A 15121-nucleotide genomic window follows, 5' to 3' on the forward strand; every position below is an offset into this window, starting at 1 on the left:
GGTCAATTGTTCCATTTTGTTTAAAACTTCGCGTCGGCCTTCTGCGCGCAAGACAGTACGTTACACTGTTGCATTACTGTCTTGCGTGTATTGCCTTCTGCCATGAAATATCTATCTCTCATCGTGTCGCTGACTCTGTTGGCCGGTTGTGCCAGCGGCCCCCGGTTCGACACCCGTCACCCTTCAGCCAATTACGACAGCCGCATTCAGTTCGTGGTGGTGCACTACACCAACGCGTCACTGGAACGCTCGCTGCAACTGCTGACCCACGGCGACGTCAGCAGCCACTATCTGATTGGCGACGACAAGGGCGCCACCATCTACAAGCTGATGGATGAAAACCTCCGAGCCTGGCACGCCGGGGAAAGCGAATGGCAGGGCCGGACCTGGTTGAACTCCAGCTCCATCGGTATCGAAATCGTCAATCCGGGTTTTAAAGACACCCCTACCGGGCGCCTTTGGTACCCCTACAGCGAAGACCAGGTCCAGTCCCTGATCGTCCTGCTCAAGGACATCAGCAAGCGTTACGCCATCAATCCCCGCAACATCATCGGCCACAGCGACATCGCCCCCCTGCGCAAGCTTGATCCGGGGCCGCTGTTCCCCTGGAAGCGTCTGGCTGCCGAAGGCCTGGGAATCTGGCCGAACGAGCAGGCCGTAACGCGTCAGCAAGCACAGTTCGAAGTACAACTGCCAACCATCAGCTGGTTTCAGGCACAGCTGGCCCGCGCGGGTTATCCCACGCCGCAAACCGGCGAACTGGATGTTGCGACACGTCATGTGATTGCGGCCTTCCAGATGCATTTTCGACCGTCACGTTTCGACGGCACCCCGGATGCGCAAACCGCAGCGCTTCTACAAGTCTTGAACCAGACAAAATAATGACGCCCGCCCGACGGTCAGGGCTTTTTTTCCAATCAGCAGCTATAACTCATTGGTAATTCTTCGGATATTCCCTATGCCTGCTGCTCGAGAGAAACTACGTAGTTGGTTCTTTCGCCCTTGGTTTTTGGCGATACTGGCTGCTGCCTTGAGCGCGACACTTCTGATGGCCGGCAGTCTGTTCGTGGCCATGCATCAAGTCGAGCAGAGCGAAAGCGAAGAAATGAACGCCCAGGGCGAGCGCTTCCTTGCTCGTCTGGAGCAACTTTTCGGGCAGTTGCGGGAAAGCCTCGACGACCTGGAAGCCCAGCCGTTACGCGGCTGCGATGACGAAATGATCGCGACCTTGCAACAGGTCAGCTTCAATTATCGCTTCGTTTACGAAGCCGCTTATATGGACGCCTCGCGGATCTGTTCCAACCGCCCCCGCCAGGAAGGGCTGTCGATGATAAGGCCGCCAGACATCAAGGGGCCGACCTACAGCTACTGGCTGAACACCACCACCGAACCTGATGAAAACCGTGCCGCGCTGATGCTAGGACGCGGCAATTTTCGTGTCGCGACGTCTCGCGGGCATTTGACCGACATGGTCGACTTGCCACCGGGAAGCAGCCTGCTGGTGGTGCTCGACCACGGTACGCGCGCGATTCCGGTGCTGGGTGTCTCGCAGGTCTGGCCACCAACCGAACCCTGGCCCCCGAAAAACCTCGACGCGCTACAAGTGACGCATACCCGCTTGATTTACCGCATGCCCACCAACAATCCGGAATACCAATTGGTGCTGATCAGCCCGCGCACCGGTATGCATGTACCCGCAGTCTGGTGGTGGTTGCTGCCGGCCAGCCTGGCACTCGCCTTATGCGTGGGTTTTCTGGTGCTTTTGCTGGTGCGCCAGCGACAGTCGCTGGACGCCGAACTGAGTGGCGCCATACGACGAGGCGAATTGCAGGTGCTGTATCAACCGATCTTCGACCTCGACAGCCGTAACTGTGTCGGGGCAGAAGCCTTGCTGCGCTGGCGAAGGCCGGACGGCACCCTGACCAGCCCCGATCTGTTTATTCCGATGGCGGAGAACACCGGCCAGATCCGCCAGATGACCGACTTCGTCCTGCAACGCCTGCTTGAGCAGCTGGGTCAATTGTTGCGGGCCAATCCGCAACTTTACATCTCGGTCAACCTGGCGGCCTGCGACGTCATGGTGCCGCGTATCGGTCAGGTAATGGCGCGACTGCTGACCTTGCACCGCGTCGCGGCAAAGCAAATTGCCTTTGAGGTCACCGAACGGGGATTGATCGATGTCGTGGTAGCCCGGGAAAACCTGCAAGCCTTGCGGGACGTCGGGCATCAGGTGCTGATTGATGACTTTGGCACCGGCTATTGCAGCCTCGCCTATCTGCAAACCCTTCCAGTCGATTGCCTGAAAATCGACAAGGCGTTTATCGATGCGCTGGGTCATGACGCTGCAAGTAGCGGTGTCGCCCCGCACATCATTCACATGGCCCAGGCCCTGAAACTCAAAGTGATTGCCGAAGGCATCGAACTTGAATCCCAGGCGGCGCTCCTGAGCAGTGAAGGCGTGAAGTTCGGTCAGGGTTGGCTATTCGCCCATGCGTTGAGTGCGGTGCAGTTCATCGAGCTGATTACCCGTGGCCGCCGATTGGCTGCCCGACGTCTCGATGACGAAGCCTGAAGCCGCTGCGGCTTAAACCGACAGCGCCATATAGAACTGAGTACCCTGCCCTGGCCGCGAATAAACACCCATCCGACCGCCGTGCAACTGCACGATTTCCTTACACAGTGCCAGACCGAGTCCGGCACCGCCCTTCTTGCGACCGACCTGTACAAAGGGTTCGAAAATCCGCCCCTGCTGACCATAGGCAATGCCTTCGCCGTTGTCCTCGACGCTGATAATCACTCGTTCCCCATGGCGTCGAGCCTGCAAACGTATTTGCCCGCCGGAAGCGGTGTGGCGCAACGCGTTGTCGATCAAGTTATCGAGTACCCGGTCCAGCTGCGGCTGATCGGCCTGCAATCGCGGTAATGGCCCTTGCACTTCCACCAGCAGGTAAATGCCCTGCTCTTCTGCAGGGCCGGCAAAACGTTCCCGGGCCTGCTCCAGCAAGTCCTCGATGGAGCACGGCGCCAACGTGAGTTTCTGCAATCCGTTCTGGTAGCGGGAGAAGTTCAGCAGGTCGTTGATCAACTGCATCAAGCGCTGCATCTCTTCATTCACGGTGTCCAGCAGGTCAGCTTCACGCGAGTCCTTGGCAAAGTGCGCGCGCTCGCGAAACAGGCCGAACGCCATATGCATCCCGGTAACCGGCGTTCGCAATTCATGGGAGGCGCGCAGCACGAACTCGCTGCGCACCCGCTCAAACGCCCGCTGTTCGGTGACGTCATGCAGCACCATTACGGCGCCGAGAATATGACCTTGTGTATGGCTGACCGGCGTCAGGCTAAAGGTCAGCAACCGAGACTCACCGTCGACCTCGATACTCAGGTCCTCAGGCGCCCGCTCCAGGGTGCCGCCGCGCAGCACCAGTTGCAGCTGATCATCGAGCTCGGGACGCTCAAGCGCCGTACCCAGACCTTGACCGAGACGATCACTGTCCCAACCCAACTGACGCTGCGCTACTGGATTGAGGTGTTCCAAACGACCATCGCGGTCAATCATCAACAGCCCATCGTCGATACTGTCGAGCACGGCCTGCAAACGCTGCTGGCCTGCGAGCAGTTCATCGACATTGGTGGCCTGATGCTCGCGCAGGGCCTCGGCCATGATCCCGAAGCGCTTGGTCAGCTGGTTCATTTCCATGGCCGAGGAAATCGGTAGCGTCACTTCGAAATTGCCTTGGCCGATGTTGTCCGCCGCCTGGGCCAGGGCCTCGATCGGCTCACCAAAACGTCGAGCGATAGCGTGGGCGGTCACGAAGCCGATGATCAGCACCGCCAGCCCCACCAGCCCGAGCAGACCGGCAACCAGCAGCGCCCTCTCCCGAGTCTGCCGTTCGGTGGCATTGATGTTATCCAGCGCACGCTGTTGCTCGACGATCAAACCATTGCGCAGCGCATTGAATTTTTCGGTGAGTTCTTTGTTGCCACTCAACACCTGTGTCGAGTCACGTGACAGGTCGTACGCCTGCAGAAAGCTCAGGTAGTCAGTTTTTGCCTGTTCGAAACCATGCTGGCGCTCATCGCCAGCCTGGGCATGGACAATGCCGTCATCAAGCAACTGAAAATAGTGCTGCTTGGACGCCTCGAACGCTGGAGGATCCGGCTTCTCGCTGAGCATGATCATCAGCTGATCGCCCAAGGTCTGACGCAATTTCAGTCCCAGGTCGAGCGTGACGAAATTATTGCGAATCAGCGCTTCCTGGGAACTCGCCATCTGCATCACGCTGACCAGCCCGAGCAACAGCCCCAGCAGCGCCACGGTGATCAGTGCGGAAATACTCAGAAACAGCCGCGTGCGCAACTTCATCGCCAGATTCATCGCAGACAGCTCACAAGTTGTACTGCTTGCGTTTTCGGTACAACGTCGAGGCATCGATACCCAGGGTCTTGGCGGCCTGGTCCAGCGTATCTGCAGTGGCGAGGACCGCTCCGATGTGGGCTTTTTCCAATTCATCCAGACTCAGCGCAGCGCCGATGCGAGGTGCGTTGTTGACCGGGGTTTCAGCCATGCCCAAGTGACTGATCTCGACCCGTTCCTGTGGACAAATGATGCTTGCCCGCTCCACAACGTTGCGCAGTTCGCGAATATTCCCCGGCCAGCGGTAGCCGAGCAGTGCTTCACGGGCTTCGTCGCTGAAGCCCCGAGCCGGACGCGCGTATTCCTTGACGAAACGGGCCAGAAAGCGATCGGCCAGGGTCAGAATATCTTCCCTGCGTTCGCGCAGTGGTGGCAGATGCAGGGTGATCACGTTCAGGCGGTAGAGCAAATCTTCACGGAAACGGCCGTCGCGCACCATGTCTTCGAGGTTCTGGTTAGTGGCCGCGAGGATGCGCACATCGGCGCGGCGGGTGACCGGGTCGCCCACCCGTTCGTATTCTTTATCCTGGATGAAACGCAGCAGTTTAGGTTGCAAAACCAACGGAAAATCGCCGATCTCGTCAAGAAACAGCGTCCCACCGTCGGCCTGATTGACTCGCCCCAAGGTGCTTTCGCTGGCCCCGGTGAACGCGCCACGGCTGTGGCCGAAGAGCTCGCTTTCCATGAGTTCGGCGGTCAGGGACGGGCAGTTGATCGTGATGCAGGATTTCTTCGCGCGCTTGCTCCAGCCGTGAATGGCCTGGGACAGTTCGCCTTTACCGGTGCCGGACTCGCCGAGAATCAAAATATTGGCATCGGTGCTGGCCACCTGGCGGGCGGTTTCGAGCACGACTTTCATCGCCGGGCTGTGAGAGTCGAGGCCATCCTTGGGTTTGCGCACTTCGCCTTCAAGGGCTTCCAGACGTGCCGACAGTTGCCGCACTTCCAGCTGCTTGGCGGTGGCCAGGCGCAATTGGTCGGGGCTGCAAGGCTTGACCAGATAGTCGGCGGCCCCGGCCTGAATGGCATCCACGGCAGTGTCCACGGCCGAATGAGCGGTGACGATCACCACCCTCATCCACGGCGCCTGAATGCGCATTTGGGCCAGCACATCGAGGCCATTGTCTTCACCCAGACGCAGGTCGAGGAAGCACAGGTCGAAGACTTGGCGCTGAAGCAATGCATCAGCCTGAGCGGCGCTGTTGGCGGTAGCGACGCTGTAGCCTTCATCTTCGAGGCAATAACGGAAAGTACGCAGGATGGCGGACTCATCGTCCACCAGCAGAATGCGGCCTTGATGCTCAGTGGCTGATTCCATTTTCCTACGCTCCTTAATGAATGATCTTGGTTAGTCCCGGAAAAATCGGGCAAGTTGCATGGTTGATTCTGGTCGATTCCAGCCACAGCAGCGTAGCTCTCTCCTCACCCTACGGCTAATCGCCTGATTTTGTTGTTTTTTTATCAGATAGCCGGTTCGCAGGCGATTGCCGGTGTCCCCTTGTGACATCCACGCCCTCCTCGCAATTCAAAAATATTGAAAGTTCCTACGAGTCCATCGTGCATTACGCACGACTTCAAAAGGACCATCGTGCAGGATGCGTCCGATCCGAATTCGACATCATTCGTAACTAATTGATTTTATTGGTTTTTATTATCATTAAAAGCTGGCATGCAGGCTGCAATGGTCTGAGTAACCAGGGCATTTAGACGCCGCCCCAACCAAGATCACCACCGTGTGGGAGGAGCTTCAGGATGAGTCGCCAACGTGCCGCCCAGTTGCGTATCTCGCCACTGCATCTCCAGCAAGGTCTGTTTGCTGTTCTGGCGCTATTAATCACCTTGATCGGCGGCCAGCAGTTTCAGCGTTGGGAGCAGAGCCAGCAGCAAGAAGCGCCACGCTTTTCGATTCAGCACCCGACCCAAACCCATTTCAGTGCGGCCAGCAGTCACCAGGCTGACAGCCCCCCAATGCGAATGATGGACGTCGACCAGGCTCAGCCTGCGGATGAGATGCCTCGCCAGGAACGTTGGGTGTTCTAAACACTTGAACTTGGCGCTTTCGATGCGCCGGGAAAAGCACCACAAGCAACATCTCTAAATAGAAGCGTAAGGAGAATCACCATGTTGAGCTGGGCAATCACATTCTTGATCATTGCCATCATCGCTGCGGTACTGGGCTTCGGTGGTATCGCGGGCACCGCCACGGGTATCGCCAAGATTCTCTTTGTCGTGTTCCTGGTGATGTTCATTGCTTCCTTCTTCTTTGGCCGTCGCGGTCGAGGGTGAATATGAGCGTTTTGTTAAAGACACTGGCAGCCGCCCTGCTTCTGGGCGGCAGTGCCATGGAAGAAAGATCCACACTGGTACTGAATTCGTAACATGAAAGAAGCAACATGGCTTCTTTCCACTGCGCTACCCGAGGACGGTAGACGCATGATCAAGGGGCCGGGACGTTCTGCCTGTTTCAGGGGCGGAGTGACCTACGGGTACAGGGAGTGCCTGCGCAAGGGCCGGGTCAGGCAGAAGCTGCGACGCAAGTTCGCCGGTCACTCATAGATCGACGGACTTGCGAAGAGCTCCCCAGCGCAAAGTCTTGTCTTAGAGCGTTCTGCTCGCCTCCTCCGCTAATTCCTCGCAAAACCATTTCGCGGTGTTTCTTGGTGACCGTATATCGAGAAAACTGCGACTCAAAGACCGAGAATTTTCGCGCTTGAACGTAGGCTTTTTCCCTAGTTTTAGCCCACACCCCCTTGATCAAAAAACAACCAACCTCCTCTACGATGGCCGGTTCACGGCACTTATGCCTGCCGAAATGTCGTATTCGAACCGGTTGGGACGCGAGTTTCAGTTAAAAAAGCTCATGCCGATTCGGCATAGGGTAGGCGTTTACGGCATTAGACGTTGCTTCCTTGCATCTGAATAGTTGCGCCTTTTTTCGCCTGCCAGAGAGCCGATAACAAGCGCTCCGGGGCACCTTATACGGGGGCCGATGCACAAGACTTTTTCGCCACAAGCGTTCCAGTTCTTGCATCTGTCTGAGTCAAACGCAAGTAAGGGTAAAGATATGAAGAAGGCAAAGCTTAGCCTCGCCTGGCAGATCCTCATCGGTCTGGTATTGGGGATTGCAATCGGTGCGCTGCTCAACCATTTCAGTGCCGAAAAGGCCTGGTGGGTCAGCAACGTCCTGCAACCAGCAGGCGATATCTTTATCCGTCTGATCAAGATGATTGTGATCCCGATCGTGATCTCTTCGCTGATCGTCGGTATTGCAGGCGTCGGCGACGCGAAGAAGCTCGGGCGTATCGGCCTCAAGACCATCCTTTATTTCGAGATCGTTACCACCATCGCCATCGTGGTCGGTCTGGTGTTGGCCAACGTGTTCCATCCGGGCACCGGCATCGACATGAGCACCCTGGGTACCGTGGATATTTCCAAGTACCAGGCCACCGCCGCTGAGGTTCAGCATGAACATGCGTTCATCCAGACCATCCTCAACCTGATCCCGTCGAATATCTTCGCGGCCATGGCCCGCGGCGAGATGCTGCCGATCATCTTCTTCTCCGTATTGTTCGGTCTCGGTCTGTCGAGCCTGCAATCGGACCTGCGCGAGCCGCTGGTGAAGATGTTCCAGGGCGTGTCGGAAAGCATGTTCAAAGTCACTCACATGATCATGAACTACGCCCCGATCGGCGTTTTCGCATTGATCGCGGTGACCGTGGCCAACTTCGGCTTCGCGTCCCTGCTGCCGCTGGCCAAACTGGTGATCCTGGTTTACGTCGCCATCGCCTTCTTCGCCTTCGTGGTATTGGGCCTGATCGCTCGCCTGTTCGGCTTCTCGGTAATCAAGCTGATGCGCATCTTCAAGGATGAGCTGGTCCTGGCCTACTCCACCGCCAGCTCTGAAACCGTGCTGCCGCGCGTGATCGAGAAGATGGAAGCCTACGGCGCGCCGAAAGCCATTTGCAGCTTCGTGGTCCCGACCGGCTACTCGTTCAACCTCGACGGTTCGACCCTGTACCAGAGCATCGCGGCCATCTTCATTGCCCAGCTCTACGGCATTGATCTGTCGATCAGCCAGCAATTGCTGCTGGTGCTGACCCTGATGGTCACCTCCAAAGGCATCGCCGGCGTACCGGGTGTGTCCTTCGTGGTGCTGCTGGCCACCTTGGGCAGCGTGGGTATTCCACTCGAAGGCCTGGCGTTCATCGCAGGTGTCGACCGCATCATGGACATGGCCCGTACCGCGCTGAACGTGATCGGCAATGCCCTGGCCGTATTGGTCATCTCCCGTTGGGAAGGCATGTACGACGACGCCAAGGGCCAGCGCTACTGGAACTCCCTGCCGCACTGGCGCAGCAAGGAAAAATTGCCAGTGGGCGAGATTTCCAGCAATTAAGCAGGTCCCTTGTGGGAGCGGGCTTGCTCGCGAAAGCGGTGTGTCATTCAGCAAATAGGTCGACTGACACTCCGTATTCGCGAGCAAGCTCGCTCCCACACTGGCCCGCGTATATCGCACAAACAAACCCCGGAGAAATCCGGGGTTTGTCGTTTCTGGCTACCCCGCTATCATTCGCCGCATTCTTCGGGGGATTTGACTGATGCTTAATGGCCTGTGGCTTGGCTTCTTCATCGTGGCTGCCGTTTCGGCACTGGCGCAATGGCTGATCGGCGGTAACGCCGGCATCTTCGCGGCGATGGTGGAAAGCATTTTCGCCATGGCCAAGTTATCCGTCGAAGTCATGGTCCTGTTGTTCGGCACCCTGACCCTCTGGCTGGGCTTTCTTCGGATTGCCGAGAAGGCCGGGATCGTCGAGTGGCTGGCCAAAGCGCTGGGCCCGTTGTTCCTGCGGCTGATGCCGGGAGTGCCGGCCGGGCACCCAGCCATCGGCCTGATCACGCTGAACTTCGCCGCCAACGGCCTGGGGCTGGACAACGCCGCCACGCCGATCGGCCTAAAGGCCATGAAAGCGCTGCAAGAGCTCAACCCCAGCGCCACCATCGCCAGCAACGCGCAGATCCTCTTCCTGGTGCTCAACGCCTCCTCCCTGACCCTGCTGCCGGTGACGATCTTCATGTACCGCGCCCAGCAAGGTGCGCCCGATCCGACCCTGGTGTTCCTGCCCATCCTGCTCGCCACCAGTTGCTCGACATTAGTCGGCCTGCTGTCGGTGGCGTTCATGCAGCGTCTGCGCCTGTGGGACCCGGTGGTGCTCGCGTACCTGATTCCCGGTGCCTTGGCCCTCGGAGCCTTCATGGCGCTGCTGGCGACGCTCTCAGCGACCGCTCTGGCCGGCCTGTCATCGATCCTCGGCAACCTGACGCTGTTCGGGCTGATCATGTTGTTTCTGGTGATCGGCGCATTACGCAAAGTGAAGGTCTACGAAGCATTCGTCGAAGGCGCCAAAGAAGGCTTCGACGTGGCCAAGAACCTGCTGCCGTATCTGGTGGCAATGTTGTGTGCCGTCGGCGTGCTGCGGGCGTCCGGAGCGCTGGACTTTGGCCTGGACGGGATTCGGCATCTGGTGGAATGGGCCGGCTGGGACACGCGCTTCGTCGATGCGCTGCCGACGGCCATGGTCAAGCCGTTCTCCGGCAGTGCCGCCCGGGCGATGCTGATCGAAACCATGAAAACGTCTGGCGTGGACAGCTTCCCGGCGCTGGTGGCGGCGACGATTCAGGGCAGTACCGAAACGACCTTCTATGTATTGGCGGTGTACTTCGGCGCGGTGGGGATCCAGCGGGCGCGGCATGCGGTGGGGTGTGCGTTGCTGGCGGAGTTTGCCGGCGTTCTCGGCGCGATCGGGGTTTGCTACTGGTTCTTTGGCTAACCACAAAACCCTTGTGGGAGCGGGCTTGCTCGCGAAAGCGGTATGTCATTCAACATTGATGTCGACTGACACTCCGCTTTCGCGAGCAAGCCCGCTCCCACATTGGGTTTGCGTTGGCCTCAAGGTCTGAGCGGTGGCGCGACTTTCTGCCCTTGCTCCACCGCCCAAGCCACCACCTGTGCCGTCAGTTGATCACTGGCCTGGCCAAACCCGGCCACCACCGCCGGCACCTTCGCATCGCTCAACGGCTGGCGCACTTCGAAGCGTCGGCTGGCGAGGATTCGCTGGTCATAACCGCGCACCAGCAACGCATCCAGACGCACGACGACGCTCGCGTTCGTTCCTTGGTATTCAGTCTGGAATGCCTGCAGGCTACCGCCCAGTTCAAGATCCGCCTGGAAGTTGCTGTCGTCGGTGCTCAGCAATGTCACCCGACCATCACGCTGGAAACCATCCAACAGACGATTGCGCAGCAACACCGGTGCCGGGTCGCTCCAGCGCGAAGCCTTGTAGCTGCTGATCAGGTCACCTTGAGGGATCACGGCGATCTTTGGGCTGTTCAAGGCTTCGCTGGCCTGCGGCTTGGTCAGACGCAACGACCAGCGCTGCGGCGTCCCGTGACTGGCCGATGCGCTGCTCTGGGCCGAAGGCAACCGATAGACATCGGACGGCTCGGACTTGGGCAGGATCGAGCAGGCGCTGAGCACAATGAAGCTGGCGAGGAGGGCGAGGTGAGTCAGCTTCATGGCGTGAACTCCTTGTTCTTGTCATTACCCAGCAAATAACCGGTGGGGTTGGCTTCCAGACGCTGGGAAATAGCCCGCAACGACGTCAGGGTGTCGCGCAGTTCACGCACCGCCGGAGCCAGACCATTGAGGCCTTGCATGCCGCTGTTGAGCGAATCCTGATTGGTCGTGAGCAGCTTGTTGATGGTCGCGCTGCTCTGCTCCAGCGACTTCATCGCCTGCTCGGCACTGCCAAACACCTGCTTGCCTTGATCGTTGAGCATGCCATTAGCGTTGCGCATCAGCGCCGACGTCTGTTCCAGCATGGCGCCGGCCTGTTTGCCGACCGAGGCCAGTTGCTGCATCGCCTGGCGGATATCGCCGCGCTGGTCGGCGATGGTGCCGGTGGTTTGTTCCAGATGCTCAAGAGTCTTGCTGATGCGCTCGACGTTTTCCGTGGAAAACATCTGGTTGGCGTTCTGCATCAGCATGCTCACGCCAGCCATCAGGTCGCCGCTGTCGTTCAACAAGCGAGCGATAGGCGAGGGCGATGCAATAATCGTCGGTAATTCACCGTCCTTGCCCTTGAGCTTCGGACTCTGCGGTGTACCACCGCTGAGCTGAATGATCGAGGTGCCGGTGATCCCGGTCAGCGCCAATATGGCCCGGGTGTCCTCCTTGATCGGCGTATCACCACCCAGACGAATCCGTGCCAGCACCCGGCGTGGGTCTTTCGGGTCCAGGCGCAGGGTCACCACGTCGCCGACCTTGATCCCGCTGTACTGCACGGCGCTGCCCTTGGACAGGCCGCTGACGGCCTCGTTGAAGACGATTTCGTAATCCTTGAACTCGGTGTCGACGCTGGACTTGGCCAGCCACAAGCCGAAGAGCAGGGCGCCCGCCACCACAATCACGGTGAACAGGCCGATCAATACATGATGGGCTCGGGTTTCCATGTCAGACCTCCTTAAGCTGTTGAGCGGCGGTCAGCGCCGCGCGGCCGCGAGGGCCATGGAAGTATTCGTGAATCCACGGATCGTCGGTTTCCGACACCTTGCTGATAGCATCCGCCACCAGCACTTTCTTTTGCGCCAGCACCGCCACGCGGTCGGTGATGGTGTAGAGCGTGTCGAGGTCGTGGGTCACCAGAAAAACACTCAGGCCCAACGCATCGCGCAGGGTCAGGATCAATTGATCGAACGCGGCCGCGCCAATCGGATCGAGGCCGGCGGTGGGTTCGTCGAGAAACAGGATGTCCGGGTCCAGCGCCAGCGCCCGGGCCAGTGCCGCACGCTTGATCATGCCGCCGGACAGCGAAGCGGGGTACTTGTCGGCCGCCGACAGCGGCAACCCGGCCAAGGCCATTTTCACTGCCGCCAGGTGTTCGGCGTCCTCTCGGCTCAAACCGGCATGCTCGATCAGGGGCAGGGCGACGTTCTCCGTGACCGTCAGCGAAGAGAACAGGGCGCCTTTCTGGAACAGCACGCCGAAGCGCCGTTCGACCATCGAGCGCTCGTGTTCAGACAGCGTCGGCAGGTTTTTGCCAAAGACCTTCACTACACCTTCGCTGGGCTGACGCAGCCCGACGATGCTGCGCAACAGCACCGATTTACCGCTGCCGGAACCGCCGACCACGGCAAGAATTTCGCCCTTGTACAAATCCAGATCAAGGTTCTCATGCACGCTCTGGCGACCGAAGCGATTGCACAGACCGCGGACTTCGATCACCGCCTCGGAGGGCGCTCGGGGTAGACGACTCACCAGCCCATCTCCATGAAAAACAGCGCAGCCACGGCGTCGAGCACGATCACCACGAAAATCGACTGGACCACGCTCGACGTGGTGTGCGCGCCGACGGACTCGGCGCTGCCGCTGACCTTGAAGCCTTCGAGACAGCCGATGGCGGCGATCAGGAACGCGAAGATCGGCGCTTTGACGATCCCCACCAAAAAGTGCTGAACACCGATGTCGGTTTGCAGCAGCGACAGGAACATCGCCGGCGAAATATCCAGCGCCACCGCGCAAACCACACCGCCGCCGACAATCCCCGAGAGCATCGCCAGAAAGGTCAGCATCGGCAGCGCGACCAGCAGGGCCAAGACTCGCGGCACCACCAGCAGCTCCATCGGGTCCAGGCCCAAGGTACGGATGGCGTCGATTTCTTCGTTGGCTTTCATCGAACCGATCTGCGCGGTGAACGCACTGGCGGTGCGGCCGGCCATCAGGATCGCGGTCAGCAACACACCGAATTCGCGCAGGAAGGAGAACGCCACCAGGTCCACGGTGAAAATACTCGCGCCAAAACTCGCCAACACCGTCGCCCCGAGAAACGCCACCACGGCGCCCACCAAAAAGGTCAGCAGGGCGACGATGGGGGCGGCGTCGAGGCCGGTCTGTTCGATGTGCGCCACCATCGGCGTAATGCGCCAGCGCTTGGGGCGAAACAGATTGCGGGCGATGGTTTCCAGAATCAGGCCGACGAAACCCAGCAGTTGCAGGGTGTCCTGCCAGATCGCGTCGACCGCGCGGCCGATGCGGGTCAGCAGTTGAATGCCGACGCTGATTTCCGGTTCCTTGATCGGCACGCAGAAGTCGGTCAGCGAGCAATAGACGGTCTGCAACAAGGCACGGTCGGCAGAGGACAGTGTGCAATCGGGATGTTCGGCGGATCGGCCCAAACGCTCGGACCCCAGCAACTCCACCAGCAGCGACGCGCCGGCGGTGTCGAGCGCGCCGAGGCCATTGAGGTCGATGTGAGTACTGTCGTCGTATTGGCCGTGGAGCTTTTCGCTCAGGTGCTTGAGACCGGCGTAATGGACAAGCGTCCAGTCACCCGTTACCCGCAACTGAGCAGGGGAGTGAGAGGTGTCCAGTCGGGCGCTACCGGCCATTGTGCTGCTGGTCATAAGCTCCGTGCTTTATCGGCTATTACGCAGCTCTACGTAATAGCACGAACGGGTTACTTTGCGGCAGTCGCAGGCTTGTTGTCCTTTACCACGAAGCGCAACACACCGATGACCTGGCCATCTTCGGTCAACACCCGAACTTGCCATTTACCTGCGGGGTTGCCGGGGAAATTCTGCTTGTGGGTCCAGGCCCGATAGCCTTCCTTACGCCCGCCGTGGATATCCAGCGGGATGCGGTCGACCTCTTTGCCGTTGAACTGCCACACGTGGTAGATCCGCTCATCCAGACCGCGCGGGGCGTTGATCGCGGTGTAGGCATACAGCCCGCCGCCGCTAATCTGCTCGGCACTGACTTCATCGAGGCTGTCGCCGGGGGTGCGGTCCTGCATTTCGGTGCTGATCGCCACGTCGGTCATCCACAAGGTCGCCGGCGGCACCCAGGATCGCAGCACCCAACCGAGCGCGCCGATGCCCAGCGTGATACTGAGAATCGCCAAGGCGTTGCGCACGGTCCGAATCGGGAAGATCGACGCCAGGCTCGGGAACGACAGCACGACGGCGGTGCCCAGGGCCAGTTTGAAACTCTGAGCGGTGGTCAGGTGCAGGATGACGGGCAGGGCGGTCAGCAGTGCAGCAAACAGCGTCAGTGTGTGCAGCGCCAGGAACGCCCAGCGCCGGGGGGCCAGCCATTTGTAGTAGAGCGGGTCGATGATGGAAATCAGCGCGGCGATGCCCAGCAGACCGGTGAAGAACAGCTGGCCGCTGTTCCAGGTGGTGGTGATAAAAAAGAACGGCAGGACGAAGAACAGGCTCTCCTGGTGGATCATCTGCGTGGCGTAACGCAGCAGAGGCTGGGGTATTTCGCGTTTGAAGATCCTGGCGAACAGCTTGGTGAGGCTGTTTTCCAGCATCAGCCAGATCCAGCTGACCAGCATGATGGTGGTGATCCAGGTCGCCAGACCTTGCTGGCGATCCACCAGAATGAAGCTGCCGACCCCGGAAATGAACCCACCGAGCGCAATGACCCCTGGGTAGCGCTTCATCAATTCCAGGATGCGCTGGACGTATAGGGTCAGAGTAGGCATTCGGCGGTTCGCAATAGTCGTGGGAAAAATCCCCGACAGGGTAACCGCCGTGGGTCGGCGTGGCGAGGGGCTGCGGTCCGATCACAAAACCCGTGTAGCAGCTGCCGAAGGCTGCGTTCGGCTGCGGAGCAGTCGTAAACCATTCAACGCGGTCCATCAGATA

Annotated in this window: 13 protein-coding genes; 6 read left to right on the forward strand and 7 right to left on the reverse strand. The window is 59.4% G+C overall.

All coding sequences use genetic code 11. From position 1 onward, the window contains the following. The first annotated feature begins 102 nt into the window (after positions 1 to 102). Positions 103 to 882, forward strand: coding sequence for an N-acetylmuramoyl-L-alanine amidase (locus CUN63_RS12060; RefSeq protein ID WP_129439675.1), 780 nt, complete (start codon positions 103 to 105; stop codon positions 880 to 882). Between the two features lie 76 nt (positions 883 to 958). Further along, a complete protein-coding gene (locus CUN63_RS12065; protein WP_129439677.1) occupies positions 959 to 2572 on the forward strand; it encodes an EAL domain-containing protein in 1614 nt (537 codons plus the stop codon). Between the two features lie 12 nt (positions 2573 to 2584). Here the strand turns inward: CUN63_RS12065 and CUN63_RS12070 are convergent, their stop codons facing one another. Both CUN63_RS12070 and algB read right to left on the reverse strand, forming a co-directional pair. Then, complete coding sequence (locus CUN63_RS12070; RefSeq protein WP_129439679.1) at positions 2585 to 4375, reverse strand: KinB sensor domain-containing domain; 1791 nt, start codon at positions 4373 to 4375, stop codon at positions 2585 to 2587. 10 nt (positions 4376 to 4385) lie between these two features. Further along, positions 4386 to 5732 (reverse strand): sigma-54-dependent response regulator transcription factor AlgB, encoded by a 1347-nt coding sequence (gene algB, locus CUN63_RS12075; protein ID WP_123367426.1) that lies wholly within the window; start codon positions 5730 to 5732, stop codon positions 4386 to 4388. 434 nt (positions 5733 to 6166) lie between these two features. Here algB and CUN63_RS12080 point away from each other — a divergent pair, with 434 nt between their 5' ends. The 4 genes from CUN63_RS12080 (at position 6167) to CUN63_RS12100 (ending at position 10242) form a co-directional block, all read left to right on the forward strand. Next, positions 6167 to 6454 carry a hypothetical protein gene (locus tag CUN63_RS12080; protein ID WP_129439681.1) on the forward strand — a complete coding sequence of 96 codons (288 nt, stop codon included), beginning with the start codon at positions 6167 to 6169 and terminating at the stop codon, positions 6452 to 6454. Between the two features lie 81 nt (positions 6455 to 6535). Next, on the forward strand, positions 6536 to 6700 hold the full coding sequence (locus tag CUN63_RS12085) for a DUF1328 domain-containing protein (RefSeq protein WP_003177151.1): 165 nt from the start codon (positions 6536 to 6538) through the stop codon (positions 6698 to 6700). A gap of 778 nt (positions 6701 to 7478) precedes the next feature. Next, positions 7479 to 8810 carry a glutamate/aspartate:proton symporter GltP gene (gene gltP, locus CUN63_RS12090; RefSeq protein WP_111448144.1) on the forward strand — a complete coding sequence of 444 codons (1332 nt, stop codon included), beginning with the start codon at positions 7479 to 7481 and terminating at the stop codon, positions 8808 to 8810. A gap of 202 nt (positions 8811 to 9012) precedes the next feature. Next, positions 9013 to 10242, forward strand: coding sequence for a nucleoside recognition domain-containing protein (locus CUN63_RS12100; protein ID WP_129439685.1), 1230 nt, complete (start codon positions 9013 to 9015; stop codon positions 10240 to 10242). 119 nt (positions 10243 to 10361) lie between these two features. Here CUN63_RS12100 and CUN63_RS12105 read toward each other — a convergent pair whose 3' ends face one another. The 5 genes from CUN63_RS12105 to CUN63_RS12125 are packed head-to-tail and all read right to left on the reverse strand — an operon-like array spanning position 10362 to position 14958. Then, positions 10362 to 10988: an ABC-type transport auxiliary lipoprotein family protein gene (locus CUN63_RS12105; RefSeq protein WP_129439687.1), complete on the reverse strand. Its 627-nt coding sequence runs from the start codon at positions 10986 to 10988 to the stop codon at positions 10362 to 10364. Beyond that, positions 10985 to 11923: an MlaD family protein gene (locus tag CUN63_RS12110; RefSeq protein ID WP_129439689.1), complete on the reverse strand. Its 939-nt coding sequence runs from the start codon at positions 11921 to 11923 to the stop codon at positions 10985 to 10987. The genes CUN63_RS12105 and CUN63_RS12110 overlap by 4 nt, the downstream gene beginning before the upstream one ends. A 1-nt stretch (position 11924) precedes the next feature. Beyond that, a complete protein-coding gene (locus CUN63_RS12115; protein ID WP_129439691.1) occupies positions 11925 to 12728 on the reverse strand; it encodes an ABC transporter ATP-binding protein in 804 nt (267 codons plus the stop codon). Further along, complete coding sequence (locus tag CUN63_RS12120) at positions 12725 to 13873, reverse strand: ABC transporter permease (RefSeq protein WP_129439692.1); 1149 nt, start codon at positions 13871 to 13873, stop codon at positions 12725 to 12727. The genes CUN63_RS12115 and CUN63_RS12120 overlap by 4 nt, the downstream gene beginning before the upstream one ends. Positions 13874 to 13926: 53 nt before the next feature. Beyond that, positions 13927 to 14958, reverse strand: a complete 1032-nt coding sequence (locus tag CUN63_RS12125) for a DUF5924 family protein (protein ID WP_129439694.1) — start codon at positions 14956 to 14958, stop codon at positions 13927 to 13929. Between the last annotated feature and the right edge of the window lie 163 nt (positions 14959 to 15121).

Origin of the sequence: Pseudomonas sp. ACM7 (assembly GCF_004136015.1) — a bacterium.
Taxonomy (GTDB): domain Bacteria; phylum Pseudomonadota; class Gammaproteobacteria; order Pseudomonadales; family Pseudomonadaceae; genus Aquipseudomonas; species Aquipseudomonas frigoris.

Excerpts from the sequence above, each read along its gene's own strand:
- CUN63_RS12060 (WP_129439675.1), top strand. The coding sequence starts at position 103 with ATGAAATATCTATCTCTCATCGTGTCGCTGACTCTGTTGGCCGGTTGT.
- CUN63_RS12065 (WP_129439677.1), top strand. The coding sequence starts at position 959 with ATGCCTGCTGCTCGAGAGAAACTACGTAGTTGGTTCTTTCGCCCTTGG.
- CUN63_RS12070 (WP_129439679.1), bottom strand. The coding sequence starts at position 4,375 with ATGAATCTGGCGATGAAGTTGCGCACGCGGCTGTTTCTGAGTATTTCC.
- algB (WP_123367426.1), bottom strand. The coding sequence starts at position 5,732 with ATGGAATCAGCCACTGAGCATCAAGGCCGCATTCTGCTGGTGGACGAT.
- CUN63_RS12080 (WP_129439681.1), top strand. The coding sequence starts at position 6,167 with ATGAGTCGCCAACGTGCCGCCCAGTTGCGTATCTCGCCACTGCATCTC.
- CUN63_RS12085 (WP_003177151.1), top strand. The coding sequence starts at position 6,536 with ATGTTGAGCTGGGCAATCACATTCTTGATCATTGCCATCATCGCTGCG.
- gltP (WP_111448144.1), top strand. The coding sequence starts at position 7,479 with ATGAAGAAGGCAAAGCTTAGCCTCGCCTGGCAGATCCTCATCGGTCTG.
- CUN63_RS12100 (WP_129439685.1), top strand. The coding sequence starts at position 9,013 with ATGCTTAATGGCCTGTGGCTTGGCTTCTTCATCGTGGCTGCCGTTTCG.
- CUN63_RS12105 (WP_129439687.1), bottom strand. The coding sequence starts at position 10,988 with ATGAAGCTGACTCACCTCGCCCTCCTCGCCAGCTTCATTGTGCTCAGC.
- CUN63_RS12110 (WP_129439689.1), bottom strand. The coding sequence starts at position 11,923 with ATGGAAACCCGAGCCCATCATGTATTGATCGGCCTGTTCACCGTGATT.
- CUN63_RS12120 (WP_129439692.1), bottom strand. The coding sequence starts at position 13,873 with ATGACCAGCAGCACAATGGCCGGTAGCGCCCGACTGGACACCTCTCAC.
- CUN63_RS12125 (WP_129439694.1), bottom strand. The coding sequence starts at position 14,958 with ATGCCTACTCTGACCCTATACGTCCAGCGCATCCTGGAATTGATGAAG.